This window comes from Hydrobacter penzbergensis, assembly GCF_900106985.1.
In the GTDB taxonomy this organism is placed as follows: Bacteria; Bacteroidota; Bacteroidia; order Chitinophagales; family Chitinophagaceae; genus Sediminibacterium; species Sediminibacterium magnilacihabitans.
Genome location: NZ_FNNO01000001.1, coordinates 64,322 through 90,122, shown reverse-complemented (window position 1 = coordinate 90,122; position 25,801 = coordinate 64,322). Strand labels below are relative to the sequence as shown.

Sequence of the window (25,801 nt, the reverse complement as noted above, 5' to 3'; positions counted from 1 at the left end):
GGATAATGGTTTAATATTTTGGGATGACCTGGATCATACGCAGGTGACTGGTAAGGGCAGAAAGGTTGGTAATGTTGAGAAAGCCCCGGTGTTCGTACTGGAGTTCATTGATGTTTTCTTCTGACAGATCAAAAAGCCCCATTTTACTTTCCACGCGTACATCATCGGGAGGTTCCACCAACAGGAACAGGCTGTTGGGTACCTGTAATATCCGCTGTTCCCCCGGTTTGAGTTTGAGATGCCGAAACCGTAAGTGATAATTCTTGCAATATCCTAACTCCGTCATCCGCCTCGGTATGTATTCGAGGGCAAGTGCAGTGGTCATGATGCTTTGTTTTTTGTGTGTTGCCTACTTTGATCCATAAGTAAACATTGATTGCATATTGAAAAGACAAACCGCCCGGATCATGGTTGTCACGGAACCATCCCTCTATTACCCGGAGTCCTTCATGGATGTGTATGTTCACTGCCGTTTTCTTAGAAGACTGAACCCAGGGCATGGAAGGCCAGAGATAAGCGCCGATCAGATCGCCGGGTAATAGACCGGGCGCTTCGTACATGATTTCTTTTTCAAAAAAAACATCGGCCGCACTGCCCGCGCTCAGGGAAAGGTCTCCCAATTTTAAATTATTGCTTACACGAAAGGGCGCGCTGAAATCAAAGCTGGGTGCAGCGGCATATGCGGGCGTTGCCATACTACTCGCAGAAATCACCCAGTACATGCCGGTCTCAATGGCGCTGATGCAGATAGCGTCGTCCGGCAAGACGATCTGGAAATACTGTGTCTGACTCGGATACGTGATCGTTAATTGTGTAACAATGATTTCTTCGGTTACCATGATATGGATCATTTGAATTGCTGCCTTCAGGATGCATCGGCCACTTCGCAATCGAGGTAAAGTGATACGGTGTAGGGAGCGAAATCCAGTACATTGTTGCTGTCCAGGTAATCTATTTTGATCTGCCCGTTGCCCGGGTCTTTTTCGCCGAGCAGGTAATACCGGTCATTCGGCGATACGTTGATGCCCGACATCAGCAGCTTACTCTCGTACTTATCGGGAAAGATCTCATCGCGGTTGATGGTGATCTTTTGCGATCCGCGGTAGTACAGCATATCGTCGCGGTTGGAAGTCAGCAATAACCCATACAGCAGGGTCACAGTTTTGTCCAGTTGAAAAGTGGAAGAGATCAGTTGTCCGGCTGTGGCCACGCTGATATCGAATCTTTTTTTTACTCTCTGGCTCATAATTGAATTTTTAAAAAGGGGCGGGAGACCTTACGGGGTCACGCCGCCCTTGAAAAGAACCAACAACCTTACGGGGTTGTAATGGTTCCGTGCATACCGGCAAAGAGATAGCTGTTGGCAGGGATACCTGTTATGGTGCCCAGTTCAACGGTCAGTTCAATGAGTACATCGTCCTGGATCAGCCTGGGGTTGGCCAGTTTATAATAACCCAAGGGAAGGTTGTGAAAAGAAGCTGTTTTGAATACGATATTACTGGTTTCAGGGATCAGCTGCTTTTTGTTACAGGTGAGACTGAATTCCCCGTTGGCAATGGCCGGGAAGGTTTCCAGCCCTGTGAAATTGGTGGCCATGGAACTGTCAACCGTAGCATCGGCAGCGGTACCGGCAAGCAGGAAAATACCACTTACCAGGAAAGCCTGGTTCTTGGGGAGTTTTGCATTGGAAATGTTGCGAAGCCCGATCTGGCGATCATCCTGTGGCTCGTACATTTTGATGGTTTTGGAATTAACCACTTTGATAGAATAAATCACGGTGTCTGCCAAACGCAGGGTTCCACCGGCCAGGCCTTCTTTGATATAAGAGGGCAGTTCAGCAAAGAACTTTTCCATTTCAGCGCGAGAACCGCGGCTGGGGATACCGGCGTACGCCATTTTATTAATGGTCCTTTGACGCTGAATCGGGTTCATTCTTCGCAGGGCGCCCATCAATTCTTCATTGTTGACTCCGTCTATGCCAACCAGGGCCCCCTGGTTGTTGTATTCATCAACCCCTTCCATTAAGTTTAACATAAATGCATGTTTAAAGTGTGTGAGAATTTTATTTTCAGTATAATTTTTCTTCAGGATGTTCCGGTATTGTAGTTTCTACCGATTTATCGCCATTCAATCCCTGGAACTCTGCGGCAGCATCGCTGAGTTGATTTTCGATGTCGTCGAGTCCTTTCAGGTCCAGCGGTTCATCCGGATTCGCATTCAACGCCGGATCATCATTGTTGCCATTGACTGTGTTATCTTCTGTCATGGGTACAGCAGCCATGGGCGTTTGTATTTCATCCGGTTCATCAAGGCCCTGGATTTCATTAGTGGGAGCAAAATTGAAATATTGAATTTCTCCAAAGCCACTTGTGGCGGCGGTCACTGCCGGAGGAGTGGTTGCAGTGTTATTGTTGGTTGTAGCGGTGGGTTTGAAGAATTTGTCGATGAAAAGTCTGTGTATCAAAGACTGTTTAAAAGCCATTAAACGTTCTTTGGCGCCTTCGAGTGATTCATCTGGGCCATTAACGGGTGAGTTGATAAGTGTAGAACCTCCATATGCAATCATTCCCACGCCCAGTATTTTGATCAGTTTGTTATCTATATAATGGCCAAGTGCAGAAATGCCTAAGCCTGCATATAAACTAGGTCTACCTATCCATGCGGCGCCAAGACCACCAGCCAGGCCACCTATGAGTAAGTCTACAGATGTGGCGAGAAGAGAGTGCGGGATGTTGCCTTTTGTCTCTATAGCCAGGTCATATTTTTTATGAGCTATTATATCCTCGGTATGAGTTCGCCTTTCTGCGGCCGTTTCGTATCGATTGAGTGTGGGTGCTGCGATCATAAGAAAGTATTTGAATAAGATGAATAGGTTAGAGTAGTTCTACTTCTTTTTTATAGCCGTAGTTTTTTTTTCTTCGGTTGTTTTTACGAGGGATACCAGAAACCGGTAGTTGAGGTGTTGGGGTTTGTTTCTTGCGTGTTGCTAAAAGAATGATGGCGCCTACAGCTAATATTCCTGCTCCGATCATAATAGGCTTTTTATTTTTATCCCAGAAACTTGGCGTTGCCGGTGGCGGCGTGGGAGATGACGGTGTGTCGACAGTTGAATTGGTAATGTTGAATGCATTGGCAGGCAGGCTGCTGGTTTTGATTGCTTCCGGTGCGGCAGATGCCGTATTTTTTTCTGTAGCAGCAGATGCTTCTTCATTTGATACTTCTTCAGTTACAGGAGGGTGACTTGATTTGGCAGGTGCTGCAACTGGTGCGGTGGCAGCATCAACCTGCTTTGTTGTTTTTTGTGGCGTCGTATTTGTTGCTGTTTTGGCGGCATCACTGCTTGCAGCATTACTGGTATTGTTGCTGGTATCGGACTTGTCCTGGGTGGTATCGTTGCTGCTGCTGTCAGATGTTTTATCGGAGGTATCAGGCACAGATGCTCCGCCATCGTTGCTTTGAGATTTAAACAGCGGCCCGATTGATTTCAATAAAGCAGCCAGTGTTGAAACAGCGGCCATGGCGGCGGCCACCGTAACAGCGCCCAACGGTTCACCCGCTTCATCAAACCCTTCGAAGCCATTGAAGGTAGTAGGGTTCTCTACATAATATATATCGGGGCCTAATAATTGAACAAGCGGGGTATTTTCGTCCATGCCCTCCAGCACTTCAACAGCAGCAAGATCTATTTCTCCAAGGCCTTCAATACCATGTAAAGGAACCGGCCGTTCTTTTATGGGTTTGCCGTTGCTGTCTTTCATTACTTTACCATCTGGCCCTTTTTTCTCCACGGGTTTATTGCCGTTACCAGTGAGGATGGCTTTCTTCAGGTTGGCGGGATTACCGCCTGCTCCATTGAAAATGCTTTCCAGCTTCTGTTTTACTTTCAGCAGCTTCTTGAATTTACCGGGAATGATTCCTTTCTGCGTGGCTTGTTCAGGTGTAAGGTAGGCCCACCTCAGTTTTCCTGCCACACCCATTATATTCAGTTTCATTGCTGCGAGCAAGCCGTTGCGTAACAAGACTGTAACCGGATTGAATTTGTTGATAACATGCAATGCCTTGGAGAAGAAACTGCCCATGGGCTGATCAGAATTGTCATGATCGTGAGCGCGGTTCTCATCGTCGTCATCCACAGGCGCAGGAGGAGGAAGCAGCAACGGAACAGGCTGTGCTTTTTTCATTGAACTGTTTTTTCTAAGTCGGTAGTCGGCCATATTACGGAACAGTAAATGGCCAAGCCCTTCGATATCATGATTGCTGTCGGCTCCGTTCAGAAGAAGCTCTTCTCCATAAAGCGGGGTGGTATCAACACCGTTTAAATATTGCAGATCCATAGGATAATCTTTTTTTTCACTGAAGGGCACTTCGTAGTTAAAGTGATCGGTTACACAGTCGATCGTTATATAAGCGCCGTCTTTACAGGGAATGATGGGATAGATGTGCTGAAAATAATCTTTGTAGTATTTGGTGATGCGGTAACAATGGGGAATGCACAGGTTGGTGAGTACGGTGGAGATGAATACGGTATAACAATCGCAATCCACGCCATCAAATCGGTCGCGCCAGGCCCTTGCAGGACTGCGGATCTGTTCAAAGCCTTCTGCATCTTTTTTATAATTGATGTGTTTATAGATGAAATGCCAGATGTTGCGGCAAGTAGCTTCCAATGTATTGCCCCGCATGGCTTCCGCAAGAGATCTTGTGTGGCCCAGGGTAGCCATCACCACTTTGGGAATAAAGTCAACCGTATGCTGCACATTGGCTTTTTCACGTATGGTATAGATCAATCCAGTAGCGCGCGGGAAGAACTGGTCGTATTCCCTGCCGCTGGCGATGGTCCTTTTTTTCCTGGCTATCATGGCGCTTGCTGGTTGAATTATAGTTTGAGAGAAATGGTTTTGGTTCTTTTGTAAGGGATATTTGCCAATCCCCAGAGAAATGGCACCGAAGTGTGCATGACGGCATCTGCCGAAACAGTTTCTTTATTCATGATCCTGCTGATGATATCGGGTATGGACATTAAAATATTGATGACAGATATTCCAATTTTGATATTGGGGATGGTGATCTTTCCTTTGCCAGGTAAATCAATCATCTGGTTCAATGCTTCTGAGCTGCCAATGGGTATATTGTTATAGTGGATGGCGATATAGGGAATGTTGAACTTGAAATCATAGGGAGTAGGATTTTGGATCGTCAGGTCGAACACAATGGCAAAACCAAAGGCATTGATATGTGTTATTTTAGGAAGCGTAGTGAAAATATCCACACTTCTCATCTGGTTGTATTTCCATGCCATCAAACCCAGGCCGGTACCCAATGCGAGCGCTGATCCACCTAAAATTTTTTGTCCATTTGTCATGATTTCTTTTGTTTGTGCCGGCTGATATGATCTGCTGTGATCTTGCACCCGAACCAGATGGCTCCACCAATCAATGCTTTGAGCGCGTAATCCAGCAATCCGCTGTAATCCAGGTTGGCCAGCAGGATGGTGGCAGTTAAAAAAATATTGGAGCCGTCTCGTTGTTGGTCTGTTGGTCGCATGCTTGCATGAATTTTAAATACCAGGACGCTGTCAGGCAGCTTGTTTGGCAGAAGGGTGAGATACGTGTACGGCTAACTTTTTAGGCAATCCGAACTGGTCAATCATGAATTCCACCTGGTTAATGGAATAAAACTTACCCGTTTTGCAGCTCAGTTCATCAGGATGACGAGACATCCATCGTTTTAATGTTTGCGTGTTGATGTCAAAGATGGCTGCCAGGTCTTTTAACCGGTAAGGTTTGATGATCAGGTTCCCCTGTTCATCGAAATACTCTTTGATGGCGTGTTTGCTCATAGGTTATTGGATTTTAAACTGCCTGTTGGCGCTGAATGCTGTCAACAGATCGAGGAGTTGTATTTCTTTGCGTTCGATGAAATAACTGCGCCAGTACAGGAAGTTGCTGGCGGTAGGCTCCTGGCTTAATTCGAGTACAGCTTCTGCGAGGGCTTTGATTTCTATTTTGTGTCCCGGAACAGCATGACGGATCATGGAGATGGACTCCAGCCTGCGTGCTGCGGTAACATAACCGTTGGTACTGTATTTCGAGAACCAGTAGGAGGGCAACACATCTTTGTTTTCGGGAAACAGTACTGTTTCATTCCTGGCCAGGATGATGCGCTCGCAAAACTGTATGAAAGCTTTGCTTGTGTTGGCCATTGTTGACAGTTCGGCAGAGATCAGTTGTTTAACTGTTTCCTTTTCGGCCCCCGAAAAAATACAATGATTCCATAAAGCAGTGTACGCGAATAGCCAGGCAGCATCTACCAGGTCCTGCATAGGGCTCCTGCCCATCAGCAATCCCCGGATGATGCTGAAGGAGGGTGTTGTGCTTTTGCCGGTGTTGACTGCTGTTGTTTTCATGACTGCGCTTGTGTTACACAAACATAGTATGAGCCGCATCAGCACATGAACCGGGCGGGCGCAAGAAGGTACGCTCAGGTCTGAAAAGGCGAAGAAAGGACCAAAATATCTTTTAATTGTTTGTCAGACATTAATGGCTTTTGCAGCGCATTACAGACAATTCACCGTTCTTCAATTCGAGAAGGTAATCCTAACTTTTCAAAGATGATCTTTACCTGCAAGGCTGTATAATACAGACCCTCTCTTTCCTGGATTGCTGCACGATGTGGCTTGAGCCAGCGGTTCATTGTTTTTTTAGATACACCATAAATACGCGCCAATTCAGAGGGCGTATAAGGTCTGATTTCTGTTACATAAGGAATCTCATTCATGGGAACTCGGATTTAGTATTTGATTTATGGATAGACAAGAACAGACACATAAATTATTAGGTGATTAACCACGGGTTAACCACAGACAAGTACACTGAATGACCAGCAAACTGGAATTTAATGAGGATCTATTATGAAACACTATATAGATCAGATACAGACAGGAGGGTAAATAACGCTATCCTAATTTAAGATAGATTTTTATATTTAAATTTTTTCTGATTTAGTTTTTTGTTTTTTTTAACACTCTACTCTTTTTAATTTAATACAAACTCGCAACGGTTTGGCAACGAGCTTTTTTTGTCTTAATTTCATATGAGAGGAAATTAATAGTCCCCTTGAATACCCCCGATTCACAAGATGAAGAAGCGCTTTTACAAGCGGTAGCAAACGGTGATGAACAGGCTTTTGCCAGGTTGTTCACCCGCTATTATCATTTTTTAGGCAGACATGTTTTCAGGCTTACCCGTTCTATGGAAATGGCCGAAGAGATTGTGCAGGACGTGTTTCTGAAAATATGGATGAGCCGCGAAGCGCTGGAAGGAGTCAATCATTTCCGATCCTACCTGTATGTCATCTCTAAAAACCATGCACTGAACGCCTTAAAGAAAAAGGCAAGAGAACAGGTAAAGCAAAAAGTCTACCAGGGAGATATGAACAATGCAGCAACCGTTTCAGCTACAGATGAAGTGGAAGGATTGTATTATTCCCTGATCGACCAGGCTATTGAAAGGTTGCCTGCACAACAACAAAGAGTGTATGTACTCAGCCGAAGACAGCAGAAGAAATACGAAGAGATTGCAGCAGAAATGGGAATTTCCCGTGAAACCGTTAAAAAATACCTGCAACTGGCTACGGTTGCCATCAGCCATTATGTTCGCTCACATATGGACCCGGCTTTGATTGCCTTGCTGTTGCTGGCGCCTGTTTTGTATGATCCTGCCTGCCTGAATTAAATAGTTGACAAAAAAATCATTGTATACTAGCCCCTTTTTGAAATCCTGGTTGTCTTCTCTATAAAGATATTTTCGTAACAGTAAATTAACATGCTGTGGCCAATCATCGACTGGAGTATTTATTCAACCGCTATTATACCCAAACGGCAACGGATGCCGAGGAAAAGGAACTGATGGAGCTCGTTGGCCAGGGGCAGCATGATGTGGAATTAACCGCATTGATCCGTGGCGCATGGGAACAAACAGCTGAAACAGAAGAAGCTTTTTTCGCGCCTGAAAAAGGGCGGGAACTGTTGCAAAAAGTGCTGAAGCGCGCGCCGGAAGAACAACGCACAGGGGTGGTTTACCTGCTGCGTCGCATGGCAGTAGCGGCTTCCATATTACTGGTGATAGCTGGCACTTATTACTGGTACCAGCGTACGCATAAAAAAGAAAATGCACCACCTGTTCTGGCGGCTGCACGCAATATTACCCCCGGGCGTACAGGAGCCGTACTTACCTTATCTACTGGTCAACGTTTGGTATTAGATAGTTTACAGGACGGAACCGTAGCAGTCGACGGTCAGGCAGAGGTATTGAAAACTGCCGGTGAGATCCGGTATCGGGGAACCAATGGCAACGAAAAGGTCTATAATACCATTACCACAAACAAGGGGCGGCAATGGGCCCTCGTATTACCAGACGGTTCAAAGGTTTGGCTGAATGCAGCTTCTTCTATCCGTTATCCGCTGTATTTTACCGGCAGAGAGAGAGAGGTGGAAATAACCGGTGAAGCGTATTTTGAAGTGGTGCACAATGCGAAACAACCCTTTAAAGTTAAAGTTGCCGGCCAGGTGATTGAAGATGTTGGCACTGCTTTTAATGTGAATGCATATCATGATGAACCTGTTATCAAAACCACGCTGGTAGAAGGAGCCGTACGATTGGCACACCTTGCAGAACGCATTATCCTGAAACCAGGTCAGCAGGCTCAGGTACAAACGAATGGTCGATTAACAGTGGTGCCCGATGCAGATGTGGACCGGGAGCTGGCCTGGCACAAGGGATGGTTCAGTTTCAGGCATACTGATCTTCCTGCCGTTATGCGGCAACTGGCGCGGTGGTATGATGTGGACATACGGTACGAACAAAACATACCTGCGGAAACTTTTTCCGGCGACATGGGAAGGAACCTGAACCTGTCTGACGCACTGGATTTCATGAAGCAGATGCATGTACATTTCAGCATAGATGAGGGCAAAAGGCTTATAACAGTGATGCCCTGAAAATAAATATCCTAAATATCCTTTCAGAAGATCCAGTACCTGTTCTCCAGTAATTCAAAACAAAGCCGGTAGCGCTTGCGACGCTACCGACCGATGTTTTGGGTTACCCGAATATTACTTGTCCGGTAAGACAAACATTCTTAACCCAAAAACTGTACGAAATTATGACATTTCGAACCAAACTGTTCTGCGTGATGAAGCTCACAACGATGATCATGCTCGCAGGCTGCCTCCAGGTCAGCGCCCATGTGCATTCCCAGAAGCTGTCTTACAAAGCCAGGAATGCGCCTTTAGAAGAAGTGTTGACCCATATCAAACAACAGACCGGTTACCTGTTCATTTATAACGACAGGGATATAGCCAAAGCCCGGCCGGTAACCGTATCGCTCAAAGATGTTACAGTAGAAACGGCTCTGAAAGAAGTGTTTAAAGAACAGCCTTTGACCTATGAAGTACGGGGGAATAATGTAGTCATCATAGCAAAACAAGCTTCGGCCGTTGCTGTCTCACCGGCTGCTCCGCTCCGGGGTGACAGTGCCCTTATATCTACTGATATACGCGGTCGAGTGGTAAATGAAAAAGGGGAGCCGGTAGAAGGGGTGAATGTACTGATCAAGGGTACAAAAACACGAACACAGACTAATGCGAACGGGGAGTTCAGTTTGTTGGGTGTTGCTGGCAATGCTACGCTTCTGTTTATGCACGTGAGCATGGAATCATTCGAGTATAAAGTGCAGAACGGGAACACGAATGATGTTTTGATCAAACTCAAAGCGAAGATCACTGCACTGGGTGAAATTACTATAACTGTGAATACGGGATATCAGAACATACCAAAGGAAAGAACTGTAGGCTCGTATGCTCAGTTAGACAGCACTGCTTATGATCGTCGCGCAGGAATGGGTATTATTGAGAGGATGGACGGAACAGTAACAGACGTCTTTTTCAATAAGACTCCTGGCGCATCTGCACCACTTCAGATCAGGGGAATCAGTACTTTACTGAACCCCCTGTATTCACCTTCGCCAGATCCTTTGGTTATTGTAGATAACTTTCCTTTTACCGGTGACATTAATTCTATTAATCCCAATGACGTAGCCAACATCACAGTGCTGAAAGATGCTGCTGCGGCTTCCATTTGGGGGGTAAGAGCAGGGAATGGTGTTATTATTATTACTACTAAAAAGGGAAAATATAACCAGCCTTTCCATATCTCTGTAAGTTCTAATGTAACTATACAGGAAAAGCCCAATTTGTTTTATGCACCGCGCATGAGCAGTTCGGAAGCGATCGATGTGGAGCAATTCTTGTTTGGCAAAGGGTATTATAACGCCGATCTTTCGAATACCAGCAACTGGCCCCTACTTTCCCCGGTTGTAGAAATACTGGCCAAACAAAGGGCAGGCACGATTTCAGCGGCAGACGCCACTGCACAAATCAATGCGCTTCGTGGAATTGATCTTAGGGATGAACTGAACCGGTATGTTTATAAAAAAGGCCTTTCGCAACAACACTATGCCAACTTCAGCGGTGGCAACCAGGTGTTGAGTTATCAATTCTCTGCCGGTTACAACAATAGCATGCCTAATATCCAGGGTAGTAAGGGGGGCAGTTTATATACGCTGAGTTCCAATACCAGCTTTAAGCCCCTCAAGGATCTGGAAATACAGGCAGGCATCAATTATAGTCAGGGTACTGATAAAAGCTATCCTTTTTCATTGCTGATGTCTTACCCTTATTCGCAATTGACAGACGCACAAGGGAAGCACCTGGCAGTGCCTGTAGGGAGAAGGTTGACCTATATGGATACGGCCGGTGCAGGTATGCTCCTTGACTGGCATTATCGTCCCTTGGATGAGATCGGGTTGGCTGATAATAATCTTACAAGTAGTTTGGTGCGATTGAACTTTGCTGTGTCTTATAAGTTAACCAGCTGGCTGAATGCTGAAGTCCGATACCAATATGTAAATCAGGCAGCCAATAACCGTAATTTTTACAACCAGCAAACATTTAAGACACGCGATCTGATCAATGCTTATACCAATTTGAATCAGAGCAGTCAAAATTTAAGATATCCTGTTCCACTCGGGGGCATTTTGCAATTGCAGAATAATGCTTTTAATAGTCATAATGCTAGGGCGCAGTTCAACATCAATAAAATATGGAATGCCAAACATTCATTTACGGCTTTGGTGGCTGGTGAGATTTCTGAATCTAAGAGCATACAAAACAGTAGCCAATTCTATGGATACAACGATGCTACAGGGGTCTATGAATCAAATATTGATTACCTGAATTTTTATAAGATATATGGGACACGTTCCATTGCTACTGTTCCGCAAGGAAATGTGTATACAGATGGCCCTTTTAACCGAGTTGTTTCTGTACTTGCCAATGCCTCTTATACATATAACAACCGTTATACTTTTTATGCAAGTGCGCGGAGGGATGGCAGCAATGTATTCGGAGTGAATACCAATAACCGGTGGAAACCACTTTGGTCGGCAGGGGCAAGCTGGGATCTGTCTAAAGAACCTTTTTACTCCATCAACTGGATGCCTTCTCTTCGTTTACGTGCTTCTTATGGATACATGGGCAATGTGAATAATTTCCTCTCTGGGTTGCCTACTATTCTTTACACTGGCACTGCAACTTTTACAAACCTGCCGCAGGCACAAATAGAAAATGCACCGAATCCCAACCTGAGATGGGAACAGATCAGGACGATCAATTTTGGACTGGACTTTAGTATGTTCAGCAACAGGTTGTCGGGAAGTTTAGAGTTGTTCAATAAGAAATCAACAGATTTGATTTCTCAACTTCCTTTTGCACCTACGAGCGGACTCACTGATTATACAGTGAATGCCGCTAGTATGAAAGGAAACGGGTTTGAACTACAGCTGCATTCAAGGAACACTACAGGAGTCGTAAAATGGGAAACCAATTTTGGATTGAGCTATACCAAAATGATCGTTACTAAACTGTATAATGGAGGTTATAAAGCCAGCGATTTTATTTCCTATAATATTAATCCTGCGGTAGGCAAGGTTGCTTTCGGACTCTCAAGTTATCGCTGGGCCGGCCTCGACCCCGCCACAGGAGATCCGCAAGGTTATTTGAATAAGCAGGTGAGCAAAAATTATACAGCAATTTTTAACGATTCCATCCAGAACCAGGTATTCAATGGATCCGCTATTCCACTGTATATCGGTTATATCGGTAATGCTGTTACCTGGAAAAACTTTACACTTTCTGCAAATATCACTTACAGGCTGGCGTATTATTTTAGAAAACCTACCATTAATTATGGTTTACTGTTCACACTACGAAACCTCAGTGCCGATTATGAACAACGCTGGCAAAACCCCGGAGATGAGCGCACTACCAATGTTCCGTCTATGATATATCCTAATAATAGTAACAGAAATGCTTTTTATGCAGGTTCGGAGATCAATGTGTTGCGAGCCGATAATATCCGTTTGCAGGATATCCGGTTGCAATACAACTGGGTTCCTGGGAAAACAATGAAAATGCTATTCAGTTCGCTTCAGTTGTTCGCTTATGTAAATAACCTGAACCTGATTCTGTGGAAGGCCAATAAATCGGGTTGGGATCCGGATTTCTCAGGTGGGGCCGCCAATCCCCTTGCTGCGCCGGTACCAGTTACCTGGACCGGTGGAATCAATATAAATTTTTAACTCATGTTCTTTCACTGTAAACACAAAACAATGAAACTCAAGATCAATAAAGTAATATATGGTATTGGGCTGCTGATATTAAGCCTTTGTTCCTGCACCAAATACTTGGATAAAAAGCCACTGAAATCACAGGTGGTTCCTTCCTCCTTAACCGATCTTCAGGCGATACTGGATAATAATGCTCGTACCAGTCGGGGTGAAACTCCTGGTTTAATTGAAGCCCTTGCCGATAACTATTATGTTACTACCGGGACATGGCAAAGTATGATGTCGGGATGGCCGGATCTGCAACAAGAAGCTTTGGATTACATATGGGACGGAAGCCCCACAACCACTACGCCGATAATGAATTGGCAAAGTCCATATACCAACCCGATTTATTATTCGAATGTTGTTTTAGATGTTTTGCCAAAAATATCTGTAACCGATAGTGCCAGCGCTATATTGTGGAATACTGTAAAAGGATCTGCGCTGTTCTACCGGGCTTTTGCTTTTGAACGTTTGGCGCAAATCTATTGCCGGCCGTATTCATCTTCTGCTGCAAAGGATCTGGGAATCGTATTAAAACTTAGCGCCGGGGTTACGGAAGCAGTAAGCCGCTCAACGGTTCAACAGACTTATGATCAGATCACCAATGATCTGAAAATAGCAGCAAATATATTACCTGCAACCAGTATTGTTCCTATGCGGCCTACCAAGGCGGCGGCTTACGGAGCATTGGCAAGGACTTACCTGGAAATGAGAGACTATGTGAATGCCGGCAAATATGCTGACCTGTGTTTGCAACAATACAGTTCGTTAATAGATTACAATACGCAAAACGGTAGCTTCCAACTGTTTAATATTGAAACAATTTATTATAGTTATCCTTCAATCGGGAATCTTGTGAATCCAACGGCGATAGTTGACAGTACGCTTTATAATTCTTATGATAATAATGACCTGAGAAAAACATTGTTTTTCAATCCGAATGGAGACGGAACGTACAAGTTTTATGGCAGCTATTTGGGAATAGTTCCCTTTTTCCCTTTTGATGGTATTACCACAGATGAAATGTACCTGATCAGGGCAGAATGTTATGCCCGGGCAGGAAATATGAATGCCGCTATGACCGATCTCAATGCCCTGATGATTAAAAGGTGGAAAAATAACGGGAGCTGGGTACCTTTTACTGCTACGGATGCCAATGATGCAAAGAATAAAATATTAACAGAAAGAAGAAAAGAATTACTCTATCGCTGTTTGCGGTGGCCCGATATCAGGCGGTTGAACCTGGAAGGCGCCAATATTACTTTAACCAGGGTTATTAACAATGTTACTTATTCGCTGCCACCAAACGATCTCCGGTCAGTGATGCTGATACCCCAGGATGAGATCAACCTTTCAGGCATTGCACAAAATCCCCGCTGAACAATATGATTTATAAAAAATGGATCAATTTAAGAATGTGATATAGTAATAATAAGACGAAAAAATGAAATCGATTATCAGATATTATTTGTTGTTGATCATCTCCTTGATTTTTGTTCAAACTGCTTTATTCTCGCAATCTATAGATGATGATATGGCTTTCTATAAGAAATCGCATACTGCTGCGGAACTTAAGGAAGGAGACAGGATGCCGGATATCCCTTTGGGGATGGTCGTTAATAATCATACTGGAAAGACCCGTTTCTCCCAATTCAGGGGAAAACTCGTGATCCTGGATTTTTGGACTACCTATTGTGGAACCTGTCTTGAACTGATGCCTGAAATGGAAAGGCTGCAAAAAACATTTGGAGACAGTATCCAAATATTCTTAGTGAACAGCGAAGAGACGCAGGACCAAATAAATGAACGATTCAAAAACTCTGGATTTAGATTGCCAGATTTACCCTCCATTGTTAACGCTAAAAAAATGTACTTGCTTTTCCCGCATCCGATGGGTAACCCCAGCCATGTGTGGATAGATGGCAAGGGAATTATCAGGGTACGCGGCTCTCAGTATAGTACTTATGAATCCAAGATCAGGGACCTGCTGGCAGGGAAAATCATCTATAATATGAAGGATAACAACAGTACTGCCATATTTGATAAGCGAATGCCATATTATCAATTCCTGGCCAAAACAAATACTAAACAGACTTTCTGTTCATTTTTTACTGCGCACAATAATGAATATGCAGCTTTGACGGGAGGAAGAGTGGAAGGGATCAAAGACAGTGCTTTTGGTACAATTCGAAACACTTTTGTGAATCGCGAAGCAATAGAATTATATGCTGCTTTGTTCAAAGAGTCGTTATTAAATTTTAGTAGCAAAGTCATCTTGTACAATGGCCCCCAATCTACGCTTGGTTTTTCGTTTTTTGTTAAGGATACATTGAGATACACTTTTGGATTCAATGCCCTGCATAAGGACAAGGAACTAATGGACAAGGATTTCGTAAAAAGCCGCGTCTGTTACGAACAAATAACACCTATAAGTTTAACCGAAAAAGAACGACAAAAATGCATGCTGGAAGACCTGAATCGTTATTTCGGCGCTCTTTATGGAGCGAGAGGCGGATTGGAAAAGGTGAAGATACCTTGCTTTGCTCTTGTTCGAACCACAAAAGAAGATAAACTGGCCACACAAACCAAAGGGAATAATTATAAAATAGAGCCTATTACAGTGCATGGAATGAGGTTTGTTAGTTATCATAATAGGCCTTTGAAAGAATGCATCGCAAGCGCATTACTTCAAATGATTGCTAACCCCAAAAATACTTCTACTCTTTTACTGGATGAAACTGAGTACAAAAATAATGTTGATATAGTGCTGCCCGATGAGCAGGAGCTGGGGCAGGCTCCTTTTGAGAAACTCAGGAAATCATTGATCCCCTATGGATTGGATATTATCAAAACAGAACGGGAACTGGAAATGGTAGTGATCCGTGAGAAAGATTATCAATCACCCAAATAAGTTCCCGTTCCTGTCAGATTGTTTCAGAATTTTTCAGTTGCAAATTAATCAGATTATTATGTTATTAAAAAATAAACTACTGTCATTGACAGCCTGTATTTTTTTGTTCTCTTGTAGCTTTCTTCAAAAAGCATCGGTGCAAAAAAAAGTAACGCCTGTGCAAGTAAAAGGGAATACTCCCTCTATACTTGATACCGCTAAAAAAACTGTTGCTAAGATAAAGCCGTATAAGGAGGTAATTACAGAAAAAGCAATAACAACGAAAGGACTTTTTAAAGTACATAAGGTAGAGGATCGCTATTTTTTTGAGATACCTGATTCTCTCTTAGATAAAGATTTTCTAATTGTCAACCGAATCAGTACGGGAGCAGCAGAAAATCGGATAGACCAATTTTTGAGTTATGCAGGGGACGAAATTGGAGAAAATGAAGTGCAATTTACCAGAGGTGGCAATAACAAATTGTTCATAAGGCTGGTGTCTTACCTGGAAAGATCAAAAGACAGCTCGGCTAATGGCATGTACCGTTCACTACAGACTTCGACGTTTCGAACCATTGCGGCTGCATTTGATATCAAGGCATTCTCACCGGATTCAGCGGGGATAGTAATTGATATGACTGATTACCTGGCAGGAGACAATGATGTGTTTTTTTTTGATACGCGGATTAAAAAGAGGCTTCGACTGGGTGCCTTACAAGCCGACAGATCGTATATTGAGAGAATACAATCATTCCCTAAGAATCTGGAAATCCGCACTGTAAAAACTTATCCTGTGTCGTCCGGGGATTATGCTTTCACTTATGAACTCAATAGTTCCCTGGTATTGTTGCCTAATACCCTTATGAGGCCCCGGTACGCTGATGAAAGAGTAGGTTATTTTGCAACAGCTTACCGGGATTTAGATAAACCGGCCGGTGCTGATGGAGGATATATGATTACACGTTGGCGCCTGGAACCCCGGCCTGAAGATGTTGAAAGGTATAAAAAAGGAGAGTTGGTAGAGCCGCAGAAACCCATCATTTATTATATAGATCCTACAACACCCAAAAAGTGGGTACCCTACCTGATACAAGGTGTGAACGATTGGCAAAAAGTATTTGAAAAAGCCGGATTTAAACATGCTATTTATGCACTGGAAGCCCCTGTTAACGATACGGAATGGAACATCAATGATGCCCGGCACAATGTTTTTGTGTACAAACCTTCTCCTGCAGCTAATGCTTACGGGCCACAGGTAAATGATCCACGAACAGGTGAGATCCTGGAAAGCCATATCGGCTGGTTTCATAGTGTTACGAAATTGTTGCACGACTGGTATATGATACAAGCTGGCGCTATTGACCCTAAGGCAAGAAAAATGGAGTTTGACGACTCGCTAATGGGGCAATTGATCCGCTTTGTATCGAGTCATGAAGTAGGGCATACGCTTGGCCTGAGACACAATTTCGGTGCCTCTTCAACGGTTCCGGTCGATAGCTTGCGAAGCAAGAAATGGGTGGAAACCAATGGGCATACCCCTTCCATTATGGATTACGCGCGGTTTAATTATGTAGCGCAACCGGAAGACAGCATCGGTGAAATAGGTATTTTTCCAAGGATAGGGGTGTACGACGAATGGGCTATTGAATGGGGATATCGGTGGCTGCCTGATCTTAAAGATCCGGATGCAGAAAAAGCTTTCATGAACCACTGGATCATAGACAGAACGGGTAAGGACAAACGCTTATGGTTTGGAGATGAGGGATTAACATATGATCCACGCTGTCAATCAGAAGATCTCGGCGACAATGCAATGAAAGCAGGCTATTATGGCATCCGGAACCTGAAAATAGTATTGTCTCACCTGATTGAGTGGACCAGCGAGCCCAATAACAATTATGAGAAACTGTATCAAATGCAGAAAGAAGTGATGGCTCAGTTCAAACGTTACCTTTTCCACGTTGTCAGAAATATCGGAGCGGAGATGAACACATTTAAAACAATTGAACAACCGGGGCCTGTATATGAATTTGTTCCCCGCGAAAGGCAAAAAGAGGCAGTGCGGTTTTTACAAGAACAACTGTTCAATACCCCGGAATGGATTTTTAATAAAGATATCTTTGCTTTGGTGGAAGCGAACGGTTACTCCAAAATACTGCCATTGCAGAAAGAGGTGTTGTCGGCAGTGATGTCCTTAAATAATTTGGGTACGCTTTTATATTTTGAAGCCAATCACCCAGCCGAGGCTTATACACCAATGGATTTATTACAAGATCTCAAAGCAGGCATCTTTCGTGAACTCAAGGAACGCCAACCAATAGACCTGTACAGGAGAAACCTGCAAAAAGCTTACATTGCGCAACTGGCTGTTCTCCAAAGTGAGATTGGTGAAACCCCGGAAAAACGATATACCAATATGTGGGGAAATACCGATGTACTTTCCATTTTAAAAGCGCATATTCAGGAATTACTGAATGAAGTAACTGCAACCATCGGCTTGTACAAAGATCAAATGAGCAAAATACACTTAACAGATTTGCGTGACAGGCTGAAACTAGCATTGGATATCGGTATAAAGTAGCCGGGAACGCTCCAGTCTTCAGGGAAAGCGTTAGATGAAAATAATTCATTGATTTATTAATAAATTTTTCTATGAAAAAATGGAGCCTGTTCATGTTTATTATCCTGTTGCACCTTGGTTTGCGCGCGCAAAATCCTGTTAGCTGGAAATACAGTGTTGCAAAAAAGGAAGATCAGACTTATGAAATACATTTGATAGCTGTTCTTGAAGAAGGCTGGCATGCTTACTCACAAACCCAACCCGCAACTGCTGTTCCGATGCCCACCAAGATAAGCTTCAATAAAAACCCGCTGGTTCAGTTAGTTGGTAAAGTGAAGGAGGTGGGCAATATGGAAAAAAACAAAAACGAGTCTTTGAAAACAGAAGACTGGCGTTATGCGGGAAGGGTTGATTTTGTTCAGCTCGTTCATGTAAAGGGTAATGCGAAAACGAATCTGAGCGGAACCATTGTTTATATGGTGTGTACAAATGAGCTATGCTTGCCCCCAACCTCAGTAAAGTTCAACCTTATCTTGAAACCATGATGAATATAAACCTTTAACGGAGTGGAGTTGATGGGTTTCGAACTTTCCTTTCTTTCGATTTTGAATAATGTCGTAATGCAGACAAAAAGGGGGATTGCTCCCCCTTTTTTATACCAGGTATGTTAAGACCTTGTATAGATAGTAACACTTTGAGAACCGCTGGAATAACTAGTGCCATCTACATACCCTCCGCTTGGAGTTGGAGGTATGAGAGCCAAAGCCTGTGTTAAAGTAGTGTTGGTGTCGTTGAATTTAATAGAACACAATTTACTTCCCAAGTGGTTGCAAGGATCAGGACTGGTAAATAGTGTCCAATTGGTCTGATCGTCTATTTGACTTCTGGTGAGAGAGGGTTGGCTGATACTGGTAGTAAATGAATAGGTTACTAAGGAAAAAGCCGATTTTTCAACTTTTATAGCTTCCTTTTTGGCGCTATAGTTAAATGCAAATAAAGCTCCTGTGATTGCCAGCATGATAAAGATGCCTGATACGATTTTAAGACTTTTCATAATTTAAAGTTTTAAACGTTAATGGATAACCGTTTTTTTGCAGGGCGGTTGTTAACCTGCATTTGTTGGCCAACAAAATATCATTATAGGCTGTGTTTATTGAAAGCACAGTATTACAATAGCGCCAAGAATGAAAAGCTGCTAATCAGAACCAAGACAATAAACAGATGGTAATAGATAGGGCAGGAGTGTTTTGATAACACTGTGAAATTAGCAGATAATAATTATTCAAGAAGGCATATTTTGCTAAGTGTTTTTTTTAGCCTTTCTAACACTATGGGGATGTTCGTTAAAATGTTTTGTAAACGCTTTTACAAACGATGGGAAACTTGTATAACCAACTGTTCGGGCGATGACAGATTCTGAGTGTTTTGTTTGTTCCAATAATTCTTTGGCTTTATTGAGTTTTGCTTGTCGTACATATGCTCCTATTGTAATTCCATACACTTGTTTAAACCCCTTTTTTAACTTGGTTTCACTCATGCCAATGACCGAGGAAAGATCGGATATGGTATATTTTTTTTGGAGATTTTTATTAAGCAATTCTTTCGATTTGCGCAAGCAGGTAAGGTCGTATTGGCGCAGGTTCAAGTGCATGAGATAAAGGAGACGATTGACAACAATTACAAAACTACTATTGTTCCAAAAATTGGCAATACCCAGAAGTGGTACAATAAGTGTTTTCACTTACTTTATTATACAATATCTATATTTTTTTGCCCATTAACAAAGGCCAGAACTGTTTTTTCATTTTTTTTATCACTCTTTACAATAAAAGATAAATCAGTTAGAAATATTCTAAATGATTTTATGGAGTCGATTTGTACACTATGACCATTATCAAAAGTTGAATATATTGAGACGCTAACAGGATAATATAATGGTTAAGGTTTATAGGGCAATCTCACCTCTCTGCCGGTACAATTGTGTATAAGAGGGGTGAGATTAAACCATATTCACAACGACCTGCTGGTCTAAACCGCTATATTATGGATAATGCAATCAAACTATTGTTGTCGATGTACAACAATCACTTCAAGGAGGGTTTTGCTGATCTTATTGCGTACAAAGGTGATATAACCGTTGTAGGTAATTGCATACTGAAAGAAGATATAGAGAAATTCTGTCAGAATCTCAAAACGCGCCCCGATATTATAATGATGGACATAAAATATTACACCTTTGAGCTTATGAAAGCACTCATTAATGATGACGCCGGTATAAAGATTATTGGCGTTACGTCTTTTTACAATGATCATATCGCATCGACTTTAAAAGAAATAGGAGCAAAAGGATACCTAATACGTAATTACGAAAGAGAAACCATGTACCATATTGTTCGAAGTGTACACGAGGGAAAAATAATGATTGATAAAGACGTGGTTGAACAATCTCTTTCTTATTGATTTTAACAAATATGTAAATCTTAGAAGTATAAATATGAAACAAGTAAAGATTGCACTATTCCTATTACCGGTTTTAGGTTGCAAAAAGGGAGTAGAGCAAACGCCTGTAGAACAACGTTATGACTTCAAGATTAATTGGATCATCTTGTCCGCTAGCCGGCCTTGGGCGGCCACTGATACGTCGGGAAATTACATAACTAATTACCAATTCTCCCAAATTGCCATGAAAACAGATTCAGCGCAATATTATGTTTCGAGAGGCACATTTTCGGAATGTTTTGATTGCAGTAATACCTATTGTTATCGCCTGCGTTATTTGTCTAAAGAGGCGTTACTTGACACTACAGTAGTAGCGAACCCGGTGGATAGTTGTCAGTGTGACCAGTTTATTTCTTACAAGATAAACCCCTCTTTGAGAGGGAAACCCTTATTTGAGGTATATAACCTTGTTACAAAAAAAATCTATAATCTGATGTATGCAGACAGCGATATGATTATTTCTACAAGTTATGGGTTAAAAGCACCAGATAAAAAACAGATGATGGACGCATATAATTATTTTATTTTCAAGCAACCCGATACACTGAAATATAACGAGTTCTTATGACTGAATCAATCCCTGATATTTTCGAATATTTTCAAAGACTCCCGGTGCATCCCACATTGCCTTCACTATAAATCGCCTAAATATTTTCCAATATTAGCATAAAAGTTTGTCCCTTTTTGTGGTGTTATCCCTTCAGAGGTAATACATTACAAAGCGGGAGCACTATTGTAATTACGATAGTGTATATTAAAATGTGAAAATAAGAGAAGATGTGATGAAAGTGATGTAAAACAGGGCCATTAGTCCCCTTTAGCGGAGTACGGTTGACAGGTTTCGAGATTTCTTTGTTTCCAATTTTAAATAATAACGTAATGCAGACAAAAAGGGGGATTGCTCCCCCTTTTTTATACCAGGTATGTTAAGACCTTGTATAGATAGTAACACTTTGAGAACCGCTGGAATAAATAGTACCATCTACATACCCTCCGCTTGGAGTTGGAGGTATGAGAGCCAAAGCCTGTGTTAAAGTAGTGTTGGTGTCGTTGAATTTAATAGAACACAATTTACTTCCCAAGTGGTTGCAAGGATCAGGACTGGTAAATAGTGTCCAATTGGTCTGATCGTCTATTTGACTTCTGGTGAGAGAGGGTTGGCTGATACTGGTAGTAAATGAATAGGTTACTAAGGAAAAAGCCGATTTTTCAACTTTTATAGCTCCCTTTTTGGCGCTATAGTTAAATGCGAATAAAGCCCCTGTGATTGCCAGCATGATAAAGATGCCTGATACGATTTTAAGACTTTTCATAATTTAAAGTTTTAAACGTTAATGGATAACCGTTTTTTTGCAGGGCGGTTGTTAACCTGCATTTGTTGGCCAACAAAATATCATTACAGTCTGTACTTATTGAAAATACAGCACTATAAATAGTAACTACTAAAGCGAAAAGCTACTAATCAGAACCACTAAATGAGAGGGTAGAATTGAGCCCCCGGAAACCGGGGTAATTGTTGATATAAAATTATGATGGGAAAATTATTGTTGCGGGAGCATTTTGCTAAGTGGTAAACTCTAACTTTTTCTAAGCGTGTGAGGCAAAACCCCAAATTCTTTTTTGAAAGCGTTGATAAAGCTGCTGGCACTTTTAAATCCTACTTTTTTCGATATGCCCGCTTCGGTGAGATTAGTTTCCTCCAATAATGTTTTTGCTTGCTTTAATCTTTCTGTGCGGAGGTAGGTCATGACAGGCATCCCGAATATCTGCTTAAACCCGTGTTTCAGTTTGTATTCATTAATGCCAACCTGTGAAGCCAGTTCAGGGATGGAATGTTTTTTTTGAAAATCTTTGATAAGCAGCTCCCGCGCTTTGTGCAAACAGGTAAGGTCATATTGACGCAGGTTCAAGTACATGAGATAAGGAAAAACGACTAACAACGATTGCAAAACTATTCTTATGCCAAACACGAAACAATACCCGGAAGGTAGTACCAAGTAAGTGTTTTCACTTACTTGGTATACAGTATCCATATTTTTTTACCCGTTAACAAAAAAAATGTGGACTTCTGCATTATCTTTTTTGTTTTTTACAATAAACAGGCGGATGAATGAAAATTTGCTAATTCTTATGTGTTCTTACTCTCATAAGTGTTTCACTTATTTCGTGTACTCAAAAAATGAACTAAATTGCAATTGAAGATAAAGTTTAATGGTTCGGCATTTGATTAGTTCCCCTTCATTCATTATAACATAGTAGGAAGGGGTTTTTCTTACAATCCCAATATTTTCGTTGATATTTTTTGCAATCGTTTGATGCATTAGTTAAGGCTGTCATTAGAACAAAAAGCCCCCTCCATCTGTACAGTGGTGTACAGGAGGGATTAAAATCCAATCATCATTATTATATATTTTCTGAACGCGCTGTTCAGACATGGGCATTCCCGAAGTTTCCCACGAATGGACTTGGGGGGAGCGGAGGGATGCCTTTATTGATAACCAACCTATTGTTATATGAATAGAATCAAAACATTATTGGTTGACAGCAACTATGAATATATGGATGCGCTGTCTTATTTGCTGGAAAAGGCGGGCATAACGGCACGGCTTGCACCTGATAAACTGAAGGCTGTTGAATTGATCGAAAGCTGGAAACCCCATGTAGTTATTATCGAAACAAACAAAAACTTCAATGGTTTCGATGTGATCGACGAAATAGTGCAACAACGCGGGAATAATAATAATCATGTACAATTCATTGGGATGACCATGTTTTATTCGGCAAGTATTGAAAACCAGCTCAAAGAAACTCATGCAAAAGCGTACATAGTTCGCTCAATGGATGCCGACCAAATCATAGGAGTAATAAAGGATGTGTACAGCGGGAAGCAGGTTTTTATCAATGAGCATCCCAAACTAAAGATTTTTTAATCCGTTCCCCTTTTTTTTAAAAAACTTTTATGCCTATACAGGATAGTCAATCTGTACAGTCTTTCATTTTCAAACTAAAGCTGGAAAATAACAGCAAAGCAATAGATTTATTGTATTGCCTGTTTGCGATGGAAATACAAGAAAGTATTTGTTCATTATGGCCTGCCCATTCAGGCAACAATGAAAGGATGATTGTTGTGGTTTGCCGGGACGTATTTGTTCGTTATAAGCGTATTTGTGATCATTCTCAATCAGTAGAGGGGTTGATGGTATCCATACTCATTGACATAATAAAAGACGCCCGGCTGCGTACAACGATTGATACGAGTAACGATTGTTGTGACATTGCAATACGTTCACTGGCAATCATGCTCAACGAAAAATTATGGGCATCTGAAACACTTAGCAGGAATGCTATTTGTATATAGCTGAAATGTTTAAATGTTCTGTATATGATAAACCGCCTTTTCCTATGTGTTCCGTTATTCGTTTATTACCCCCTCATGGCGCAGCAGGCAGATACAGGCTACCGTTCAAGATTACGTTCCTACCCGCTTTTACAGAATCAATTTATTTTAGAGGACACCATCAATAATAAGCCATCTATTGCTGTATATAATATCGTTGACAAGTTCACCCTATACAACAAAAAAGATTCAATTATGATAGACAGCCGGGTTATTGCTAACAGCCTGACGCGAAAAGTACTGGAAGGAGACTGGCCGTTGTTCAATTCTATACGGGTAAGGTATTTTGACAAATACGACATACAGGCAGGTTACGAATGGACATACAATTTGATGTATCCCAGAATAATCAGCTATGAATTATACAACAGGAAAAAGATGATGGGGAAAAATTAACTTGCCCAATGCCTTGTTTTAATCACTCCGTAAATATTCCTCAATATTTACAACCAATCCACAATCATTTTACCTGCTTCCGCAATGGTTCCGAAACGGGGCTGTCAATGTTGCTACAGGCAAGTCCGTAGAGCCTGCCCCGGACATGTTTTTTCAGAGAGATCATGCAGCAGGTTCTTTCATGTATCTAAATCCCTCAGGAGGGAAATAGATACATAAAGGAACAAAAAAAGCCGGTTCTAACGCTGGGTTAGTGACCGGCTATACAAAAGACCGTTTTTTTATTATCTGTCCCCTTTGGCGGGCCAATCGTATTTCGAACCTTGCGCAGATTACCCAATTCCGTTTTTTAGCACCTGATTCATTCCTCTTTGCTTCCATCCACGCCTGCTTGTATCAAAACGGGACAGTTGACATCTGAATGAAATGATTTTTGTGTTATAAAGTTTCGTTTCATGAATGCCTATGTTAATCGGTTGGTTCCGGCTTCTATTCAGGATAAGATCAAAGCAGTACTCAACGCTTTTGAAACCGGCAGCACACGTGGTGATTATGCCAACGTAACCATTTTTCACGATGGTAAGAACAATACCAGGCAGATCACTTACGGCAAAACACAAACCACTGAACAGGGTAACCTGTGCAGGCTTATAGAAGCCTACATTGCCCACCAGGGGATATATGCAACTGCTTTTCAGGAGTACCTGCCAAAGATCGGAGTGGCGCCATTGGCGGATGACCTCCGTTTTATCGACCTGCTTCGCAAAGCAGGCCGGGATCCCGTGATGCAGAAAACAGAAGACCAGTTTTTTGATACAGTATATTATTTACCCGCCTGTAATTTTTTTGCTACCAACTTTTTCATCCATCCCTTGAGCTTGCTGGTTATTTACGACAGCTACATCCAAAGCGGCGGCATACTGCCCTTCTTGCGCAACCGGTTTGCAGAACACACACCGGCATACGGCGGTAATGAAAAAATATGGATCAAAAGTTATTTAACTGCCCGCCAGGATTGGCTGGCTTCGGGCGACATGGGGCGCAGACCATTGTTGTTGAATACTGTATATCGTACACATTGTTTATTACAGCAAATAAACAATGATAACTGGGATTTACAACAAGCGTTCTCGGCCAATGGCGTGGAAATCCTTTAAATTTCATGAAAATGATGGGATCAAATACCCCCTTACTTCTGTTTTAGTTGTCTTTAATTAATGTGCCCGTTGGCTTGGGTGGGGTAATTTATTTTTGAAAACTGAACATATTTATTGTAAGATAGTTTTTTCTCATGTGCAGAAGGCCGGGGTGTTCTCGCCCTGGCTTACTATTT

At 42.3% G+C, this 25,801-nt stretch carries 28 protein-coding genes; 13 read left to right on the top strand and 15 right to left on the bottom strand.

The window, feature by feature from the left end:
* Nucleotides 1-10: 10 nt before the first annotated feature.
* The 11 genes from BLU98_RS17630 to BLU98_RS00410 form a co-directional block, all read right to left on the bottom strand.
* Nucleotides 11-178: a hypothetical protein gene (locus BLU98_RS17630; RefSeq protein WP_257574605.1), complete on the bottom strand. Its 168-nt coding sequence runs from the start codon at nt 176-178 to the stop codon at nt 11-13.
* Entirely contained in the window at nt 162-839 is a 678-nt protein-coding gene (locus BLU98_RS00455; protein ID WP_092721291.1) for a hypothetical protein, read from the bottom strand. The genes BLU98_RS17630 and BLU98_RS00455 overlap by 17 nt, the downstream gene beginning before the upstream one ends.
* A gap of 26 nt (nt 840-865) precedes the next feature.
* Complete coding sequence (locus tag BLU98_RS00450; protein WP_092721290.1) at nt 866-1,246, bottom strand: hypothetical protein; 381 nt, start codon at nt 1,244-1,246, stop codon at nt 866-868.
* 68 nt (nt 1,247-1,314) lie between these two features.
* A complete protein-coding gene (locus BLU98_RS00445; protein ID WP_139173797.1) occupies nt 1,315-2,034 on the bottom strand; it encodes a hypothetical protein in 720 nt (239 codons plus the stop codon).
* A 34-nt stretch (nt 2,035-2,068) separates the two neighbouring features.
* Nucleotides 2,069-2,845 (bottom strand): hypothetical protein, encoded by a 777-nt coding sequence (locus BLU98_RS00440; RefSeq protein ID WP_092721288.1) that lies wholly within the window; start codon nt 2,843-2,845, stop codon nt 2,069-2,071.
* 28 nt (nt 2,846-2,873) lie between these two features.
* Nucleotides 2,874-4,859 carry a hypothetical protein gene (locus BLU98_RS00435; RefSeq protein ID WP_092721287.1) on the bottom strand — a complete coding sequence of 662 codons (1,986 nt, stop codon included), beginning with the start codon at nt 4,857-4,859 and terminating at the stop codon, nt 2,874-2,876.
* A gap of 17 nt (nt 4,860-4,876) precedes the next feature.
* Nucleotides 4,877-5,362, bottom strand: a complete 486-nt coding sequence (locus tag BLU98_RS00430; RefSeq protein WP_092721286.1) for a hypothetical protein — start codon at nt 5,360-5,362, stop codon at nt 4,877-4,879.
* Complete coding sequence (locus tag BLU98_RS00425; protein ID WP_092721285.1) at nt 5,359-5,544, bottom strand: hypothetical protein; 186 nt, start codon at nt 5,542-5,544, stop codon at nt 5,359-5,361. Before BLU98_RS00425 ends, BLU98_RS00430 begins: the two co-directional genes overlap by 4 nt.
* 31 nt (nt 5,545-5,575) lie before the next feature.
* The gene (locus BLU98_RS00420; RefSeq protein WP_092721284.1) at nt 5,576-5,839 is read right to left on the bottom strand and encodes a hypothetical protein; all 264 of its coding nucleotides are present in this window, start codon (nt 5,837-5,839) and stop codon (nt 5,576-5,578) included.
* Nucleotides 5,840-5,842: 3 nt separating this feature from the next.
* Complete coding sequence (locus BLU98_RS00415; protein ID WP_092721283.1) at nt 5,843-6,406, bottom strand: hypothetical protein; 564 nt, start codon at nt 6,404-6,406, stop codon at nt 5,843-5,845.
* Between the two features lie 161 nt (nt 6,407-6,567).
* Nucleotides 6,568-6,777, bottom strand: a complete 210-nt coding sequence (locus BLU98_RS00410) for a hypothetical protein (protein ID WP_092721282.1) — start codon at nt 6,775-6,777, stop codon at nt 6,568-6,570.
* Nucleotides 6,778-7,115: 338 nt separating this feature from the next.
* Between BLU98_RS00410 and BLU98_RS00405 the strand changes: the two genes are divergently transcribed.
* From BLU98_RS00405 to BLU98_RS00375, 7 genes are all read left to right on the top strand, one after another.
* Entirely contained in the window at nt 7,116-7,733 is a 618-nt protein-coding gene (locus BLU98_RS00405; RefSeq protein WP_092721281.1) for an RNA polymerase sigma factor, read from the top strand.
* A 95-nt stretch (nt 7,734-7,828) separates the two neighbouring features.
* A complete protein-coding gene (locus BLU98_RS00400; RefSeq protein WP_092721280.1) occupies nt 7,829-8,998 on the top strand; it encodes a FecR domain-containing protein in 1,170 nt (389 codons plus the stop codon).
* A 164-nt stretch (nt 8,999-9,162) separates the two neighbouring features.
* Nucleotides 9,163-12,696, top strand: coding sequence for a SusC/RagA family TonB-linked outer membrane protein (locus BLU98_RS00395; RefSeq protein WP_092721279.1), 3,534 nt, complete (start codon nt 9,163-9,165; stop codon nt 12,694-12,696).
* A 30-nt stretch (nt 12,697-12,726) separates the two neighbouring features.
* Nucleotides 12,727-14,106, top strand: a complete 1,380-nt coding sequence (locus BLU98_RS00390) for a RagB/SusD family nutrient uptake outer membrane protein (RefSeq protein WP_257574603.1) — start codon at nt 12,727-12,729, stop codon at nt 14,104-14,106.
* 64 nt (nt 14,107-14,170) lie between these two features.
* Nucleotides 14,171-15,637: a TlpA family protein disulfide reductase gene (locus tag BLU98_RS00385; protein ID WP_092721277.1), complete on the top strand. Its 1,467-nt coding sequence runs from the start codon at nt 14,171-14,173 to the stop codon at nt 15,635-15,637.
* 58 nt (nt 15,638-15,695) lie between these two features.
* Nucleotides 15,696-18,197, top strand: a complete 2,502-nt coding sequence (locus tag BLU98_RS00380) for a zinc-dependent metalloprotease (RefSeq protein WP_092721276.1) — start codon at nt 15,696-15,698, stop codon at nt 18,195-18,197.
* A gap of 71 nt (nt 18,198-18,268) precedes the next feature.
* Nucleotides 18,269-18,721, top strand: coding sequence for a protein-disulfide reductase DsbD domain-containing protein (locus BLU98_RS00375; protein WP_092721275.1), 453 nt, complete (start codon nt 18,269-18,271; stop codon nt 18,719-18,721).
* A 122-nt stretch (nt 18,722-18,843) separates the two neighbouring features.
* Here the strand turns inward: BLU98_RS00375 and BLU98_RS00370 are convergent, their stop codons facing one another.
* Together BLU98_RS00370 and BLU98_RS00365 are read right to left on the bottom strand one after the other, a co-directional pair.
* Nucleotides 18,844-19,230, bottom strand: a complete 387-nt coding sequence (locus tag BLU98_RS00370; RefSeq protein WP_092721274.1) for a hypothetical protein — start codon at nt 19,228-19,230, stop codon at nt 18,844-18,846.
* A 246-nt stretch (nt 19,231-19,476) separates the two neighbouring features.
* The gene (locus BLU98_RS00365) at nt 19,477-19,917 is read right to left on the bottom strand and encodes a helix-turn-helix domain-containing protein (protein WP_092721273.1); all 441 of its coding nucleotides are present in this window, start codon (nt 19,915-19,917) and stop codon (nt 19,477-19,479) included.
* Nucleotides 19,918-20,219: 302 nt separating this feature from the next.
* Here BLU98_RS00365 and BLU98_RS00360 point away from each other — a divergent pair, with 302 nt between their 5' ends.
* Nucleotides 20,220-20,636: a response regulator gene (locus BLU98_RS00360; RefSeq protein ID WP_092721272.1), complete on the top strand. Its 417-nt coding sequence runs from the start codon at nt 20,220-20,222 to the stop codon at nt 20,634-20,636.
* A 34-nt stretch (nt 20,637-20,670) separates the two neighbouring features.
* Nucleotides 20,671-21,243, top strand: a complete 573-nt coding sequence (locus tag BLU98_RS00355) for a hypothetical protein (protein WP_139173796.1) — start codon at nt 20,671-20,673, stop codon at nt 21,241-21,243.
* A gap of 358 nt (nt 21,244-21,601) precedes the next feature.
* Here the strand turns inward: BLU98_RS00355 and BLU98_RS00350 are convergent, their stop codons facing one another.
* Both BLU98_RS00350 and BLU98_RS00345 read right to left on the bottom strand, forming a co-directional pair.
* Complete coding sequence (locus tag BLU98_RS00350) at nt 21,602-21,988, bottom strand: hypothetical protein (RefSeq protein ID WP_092721270.1); 387 nt, start codon at nt 21,986-21,988, stop codon at nt 21,602-21,604.
* A 264-nt stretch (nt 21,989-22,252) separates the two neighbouring features.
* Nucleotides 22,253-22,591 (bottom strand): helix-turn-helix transcriptional regulator, encoded by a 339-nt coding sequence (locus BLU98_RS00345; RefSeq protein ID WP_257574601.1) that lies wholly within the window; start codon nt 22,589-22,591, stop codon nt 22,253-22,255.
* A 597-nt stretch (nt 22,592-23,188) separates the two neighbouring features.
* Here BLU98_RS00345 and BLU98_RS00340 point away from each other — a divergent pair.
* The 4 genes from BLU98_RS00340 to BLU98_RS00325 all read left to right on the top strand — a co-directional run bounded on the left by BLU98_RS00340 (nt 23,189) and on the right by BLU98_RS00325 (nt 25,625).
* Nucleotides 23,189-23,605: a response regulator gene (locus tag BLU98_RS00340; protein WP_092721268.1), complete on the top strand. Its 417-nt coding sequence runs from the start codon at nt 23,189-23,191 to the stop codon at nt 23,603-23,605.
* A gap of 29 nt (nt 23,606-23,634) precedes the next feature.
* Nucleotides 23,635-24,033, top strand: coding sequence for a hypothetical protein (locus BLU98_RS00335; protein ID WP_092721267.1), 399 nt, complete (start codon nt 23,635-23,637; stop codon nt 24,031-24,033).
* A gap of 24 nt (nt 24,034-24,057) precedes the next feature.
* Complete coding sequence (locus tag BLU98_RS00330) at nt 24,058-24,468, top strand: hypothetical protein (protein ID WP_092721266.1); 411 nt, start codon at nt 24,058-24,060, stop codon at nt 24,466-24,468.
* A gap of 455 nt (nt 24,469-24,923) precedes the next feature.
* On the top strand, nt 24,924-25,625 hold the full coding sequence (locus tag BLU98_RS00325) for a chitosanase (protein ID WP_257574600.1): 702 nt from the start codon (nt 24,924-24,926) through the stop codon (nt 25,623-25,625).
* The last annotated feature ends 176 nt before the right edge of the window (nt 25,626-25,801 follow it).

Coding starts and splice junctions, on each gene's coding strand:
- BLU98_RS00425 (WP_092721285.1), bottom strand. CDS start 5,544: ATGCGACCAACAGACCAACAACGAGACGGCTCCAATATTTTTTTAACT.
- BLU98_RS00395 (WP_092721279.1), top strand. CDS start 9,163: ATGACATTTCGAACCAAACTGTTCTGCGTGATGAAGCTCACAACGATG.
- BLU98_RS00420 (WP_092721284.1), bottom strand. CDS start 5,839: ATGAGCAAACACGCCATCAAAGAGTATTTCGATGAACAGGGGAACCTG.
- BLU98_RS00380 (WP_092721276.1), top strand. CDS start 15,696: ATGTTATTAAAAAATAAACTACTGTCATTGACAGCCTGTATTTTTTTG.
- BLU98_RS00325 (WP_257574600.1), top strand. CDS start 24,924: ATGAATGCCTATGTTAATCGGTTGGTTCCGGCTTCTATTCAGGATAAG.
- BLU98_RS00450 (WP_092721290.1), bottom strand. CDS start 1,246: ATGAGCCAGAGAGTAAAAAAAAGATTCGATATCAGCGTGGCCACAGCC.
- BLU98_RS00355 (WP_139173796.1), top strand. CDS start 20,671: ATGAAACAAGTAAAGATTGCACTATTCCTATTACCGGTTTTAGGTTGC.
- BLU98_RS00455 (WP_092721291.1), bottom strand. CDS start 839: ATGGTAACCGAAGAAATCATTGTTACACAATTAACGATCACGTATCCG.
- BLU98_RS00435 (WP_092721287.1), bottom strand. CDS start 4,859: ATGATAGCCAGGAAAAAAAGGACCATCGCCAGCGGCAGGGAATACGAC.
- BLU98_RS00385 (WP_092721277.1), top strand. CDS start 14,171: ATGAAATCGATTATCAGATATTATTTGTTGTTGATCATCTCCTTGATT.
- BLU98_RS00370 (WP_092721274.1), bottom strand. CDS start 19,230: ATGAAAAGTCTTAAAATCGTATCAGGCATCTTTATCATGCTGGCAATC.
- BLU98_RS00410 (WP_092721282.1), bottom strand. CDS start 6,777: ATGAATGAGATTCCTTATGTAACAGAAATCAGACCTTATACGCCCTCT.
- BLU98_RS00445 (WP_139173797.1), bottom strand. CDS start 2,034: ATGTTAAACTTAATGGAAGGGGTTGATGAATACAACAACCAGGGGGCC.
- BLU98_RS00415 (WP_092721283.1), bottom strand. CDS start 6,406: ATGAAAACAACAGCAGTCAACACCGGCAAAAGCACAACACCCTCCTTC.
- BLU98_RS00375 (WP_092721275.1), top strand. CDS start 18,269: ATGAAAAAATGGAGCCTGTTCATGTTTATTATCCTGTTGCACCTTGGT.
- BLU98_RS00430 (WP_092721286.1), bottom strand. CDS start 5,362: ATGACAAATGGACAAAAAATTTTAGGTGGATCAGCGCTCGCATTGGGT.
- BLU98_RS00440 (WP_092721288.1), bottom strand. CDS start 2,845: ATGATCGCAGCACCCACACTCAATCGATACGAAACGGCCGCAGAAAGG.
- BLU98_RS00360 (WP_092721272.1), top strand. CDS start 20,220: ATGGATAATGCAATCAAACTATTGTTGTCGATGTACAACAATCACTTC.
- BLU98_RS00345 (WP_257574601.1), bottom strand. CDS start 22,591: ATGTACTTGAACCTGCGTCAATATGACCTTACCTGTTTGCACAAAGCG.
- BLU98_RS00390 (WP_257574603.1), top strand. CDS start 12,727: ATGAAACTCAAGATCAATAAAGTAATATATGGTATTGGGCTGCTGATA.
- BLU98_RS00340 (WP_092721268.1), top strand. CDS start 23,189: ATGAATAGAATCAAAACATTATTGGTTGACAGCAACTATGAATATATG.
- BLU98_RS00330 (WP_092721266.1), top strand. CDS start 24,058: ATGATAAACCGCCTTTTCCTATGTGTTCCGTTATTCGTTTATTACCCC.
- BLU98_RS00335 (WP_092721267.1), top strand. CDS start 23,635: ATGCCTATACAGGATAGTCAATCTGTACAGTCTTTCATTTTCAAACTA.
- BLU98_RS00350 (WP_092721270.1), bottom strand. CDS start 21,988: ATGAAAAGTCTTAAAATCGTATCAGGCATCTTTATCATGCTGGCAATC.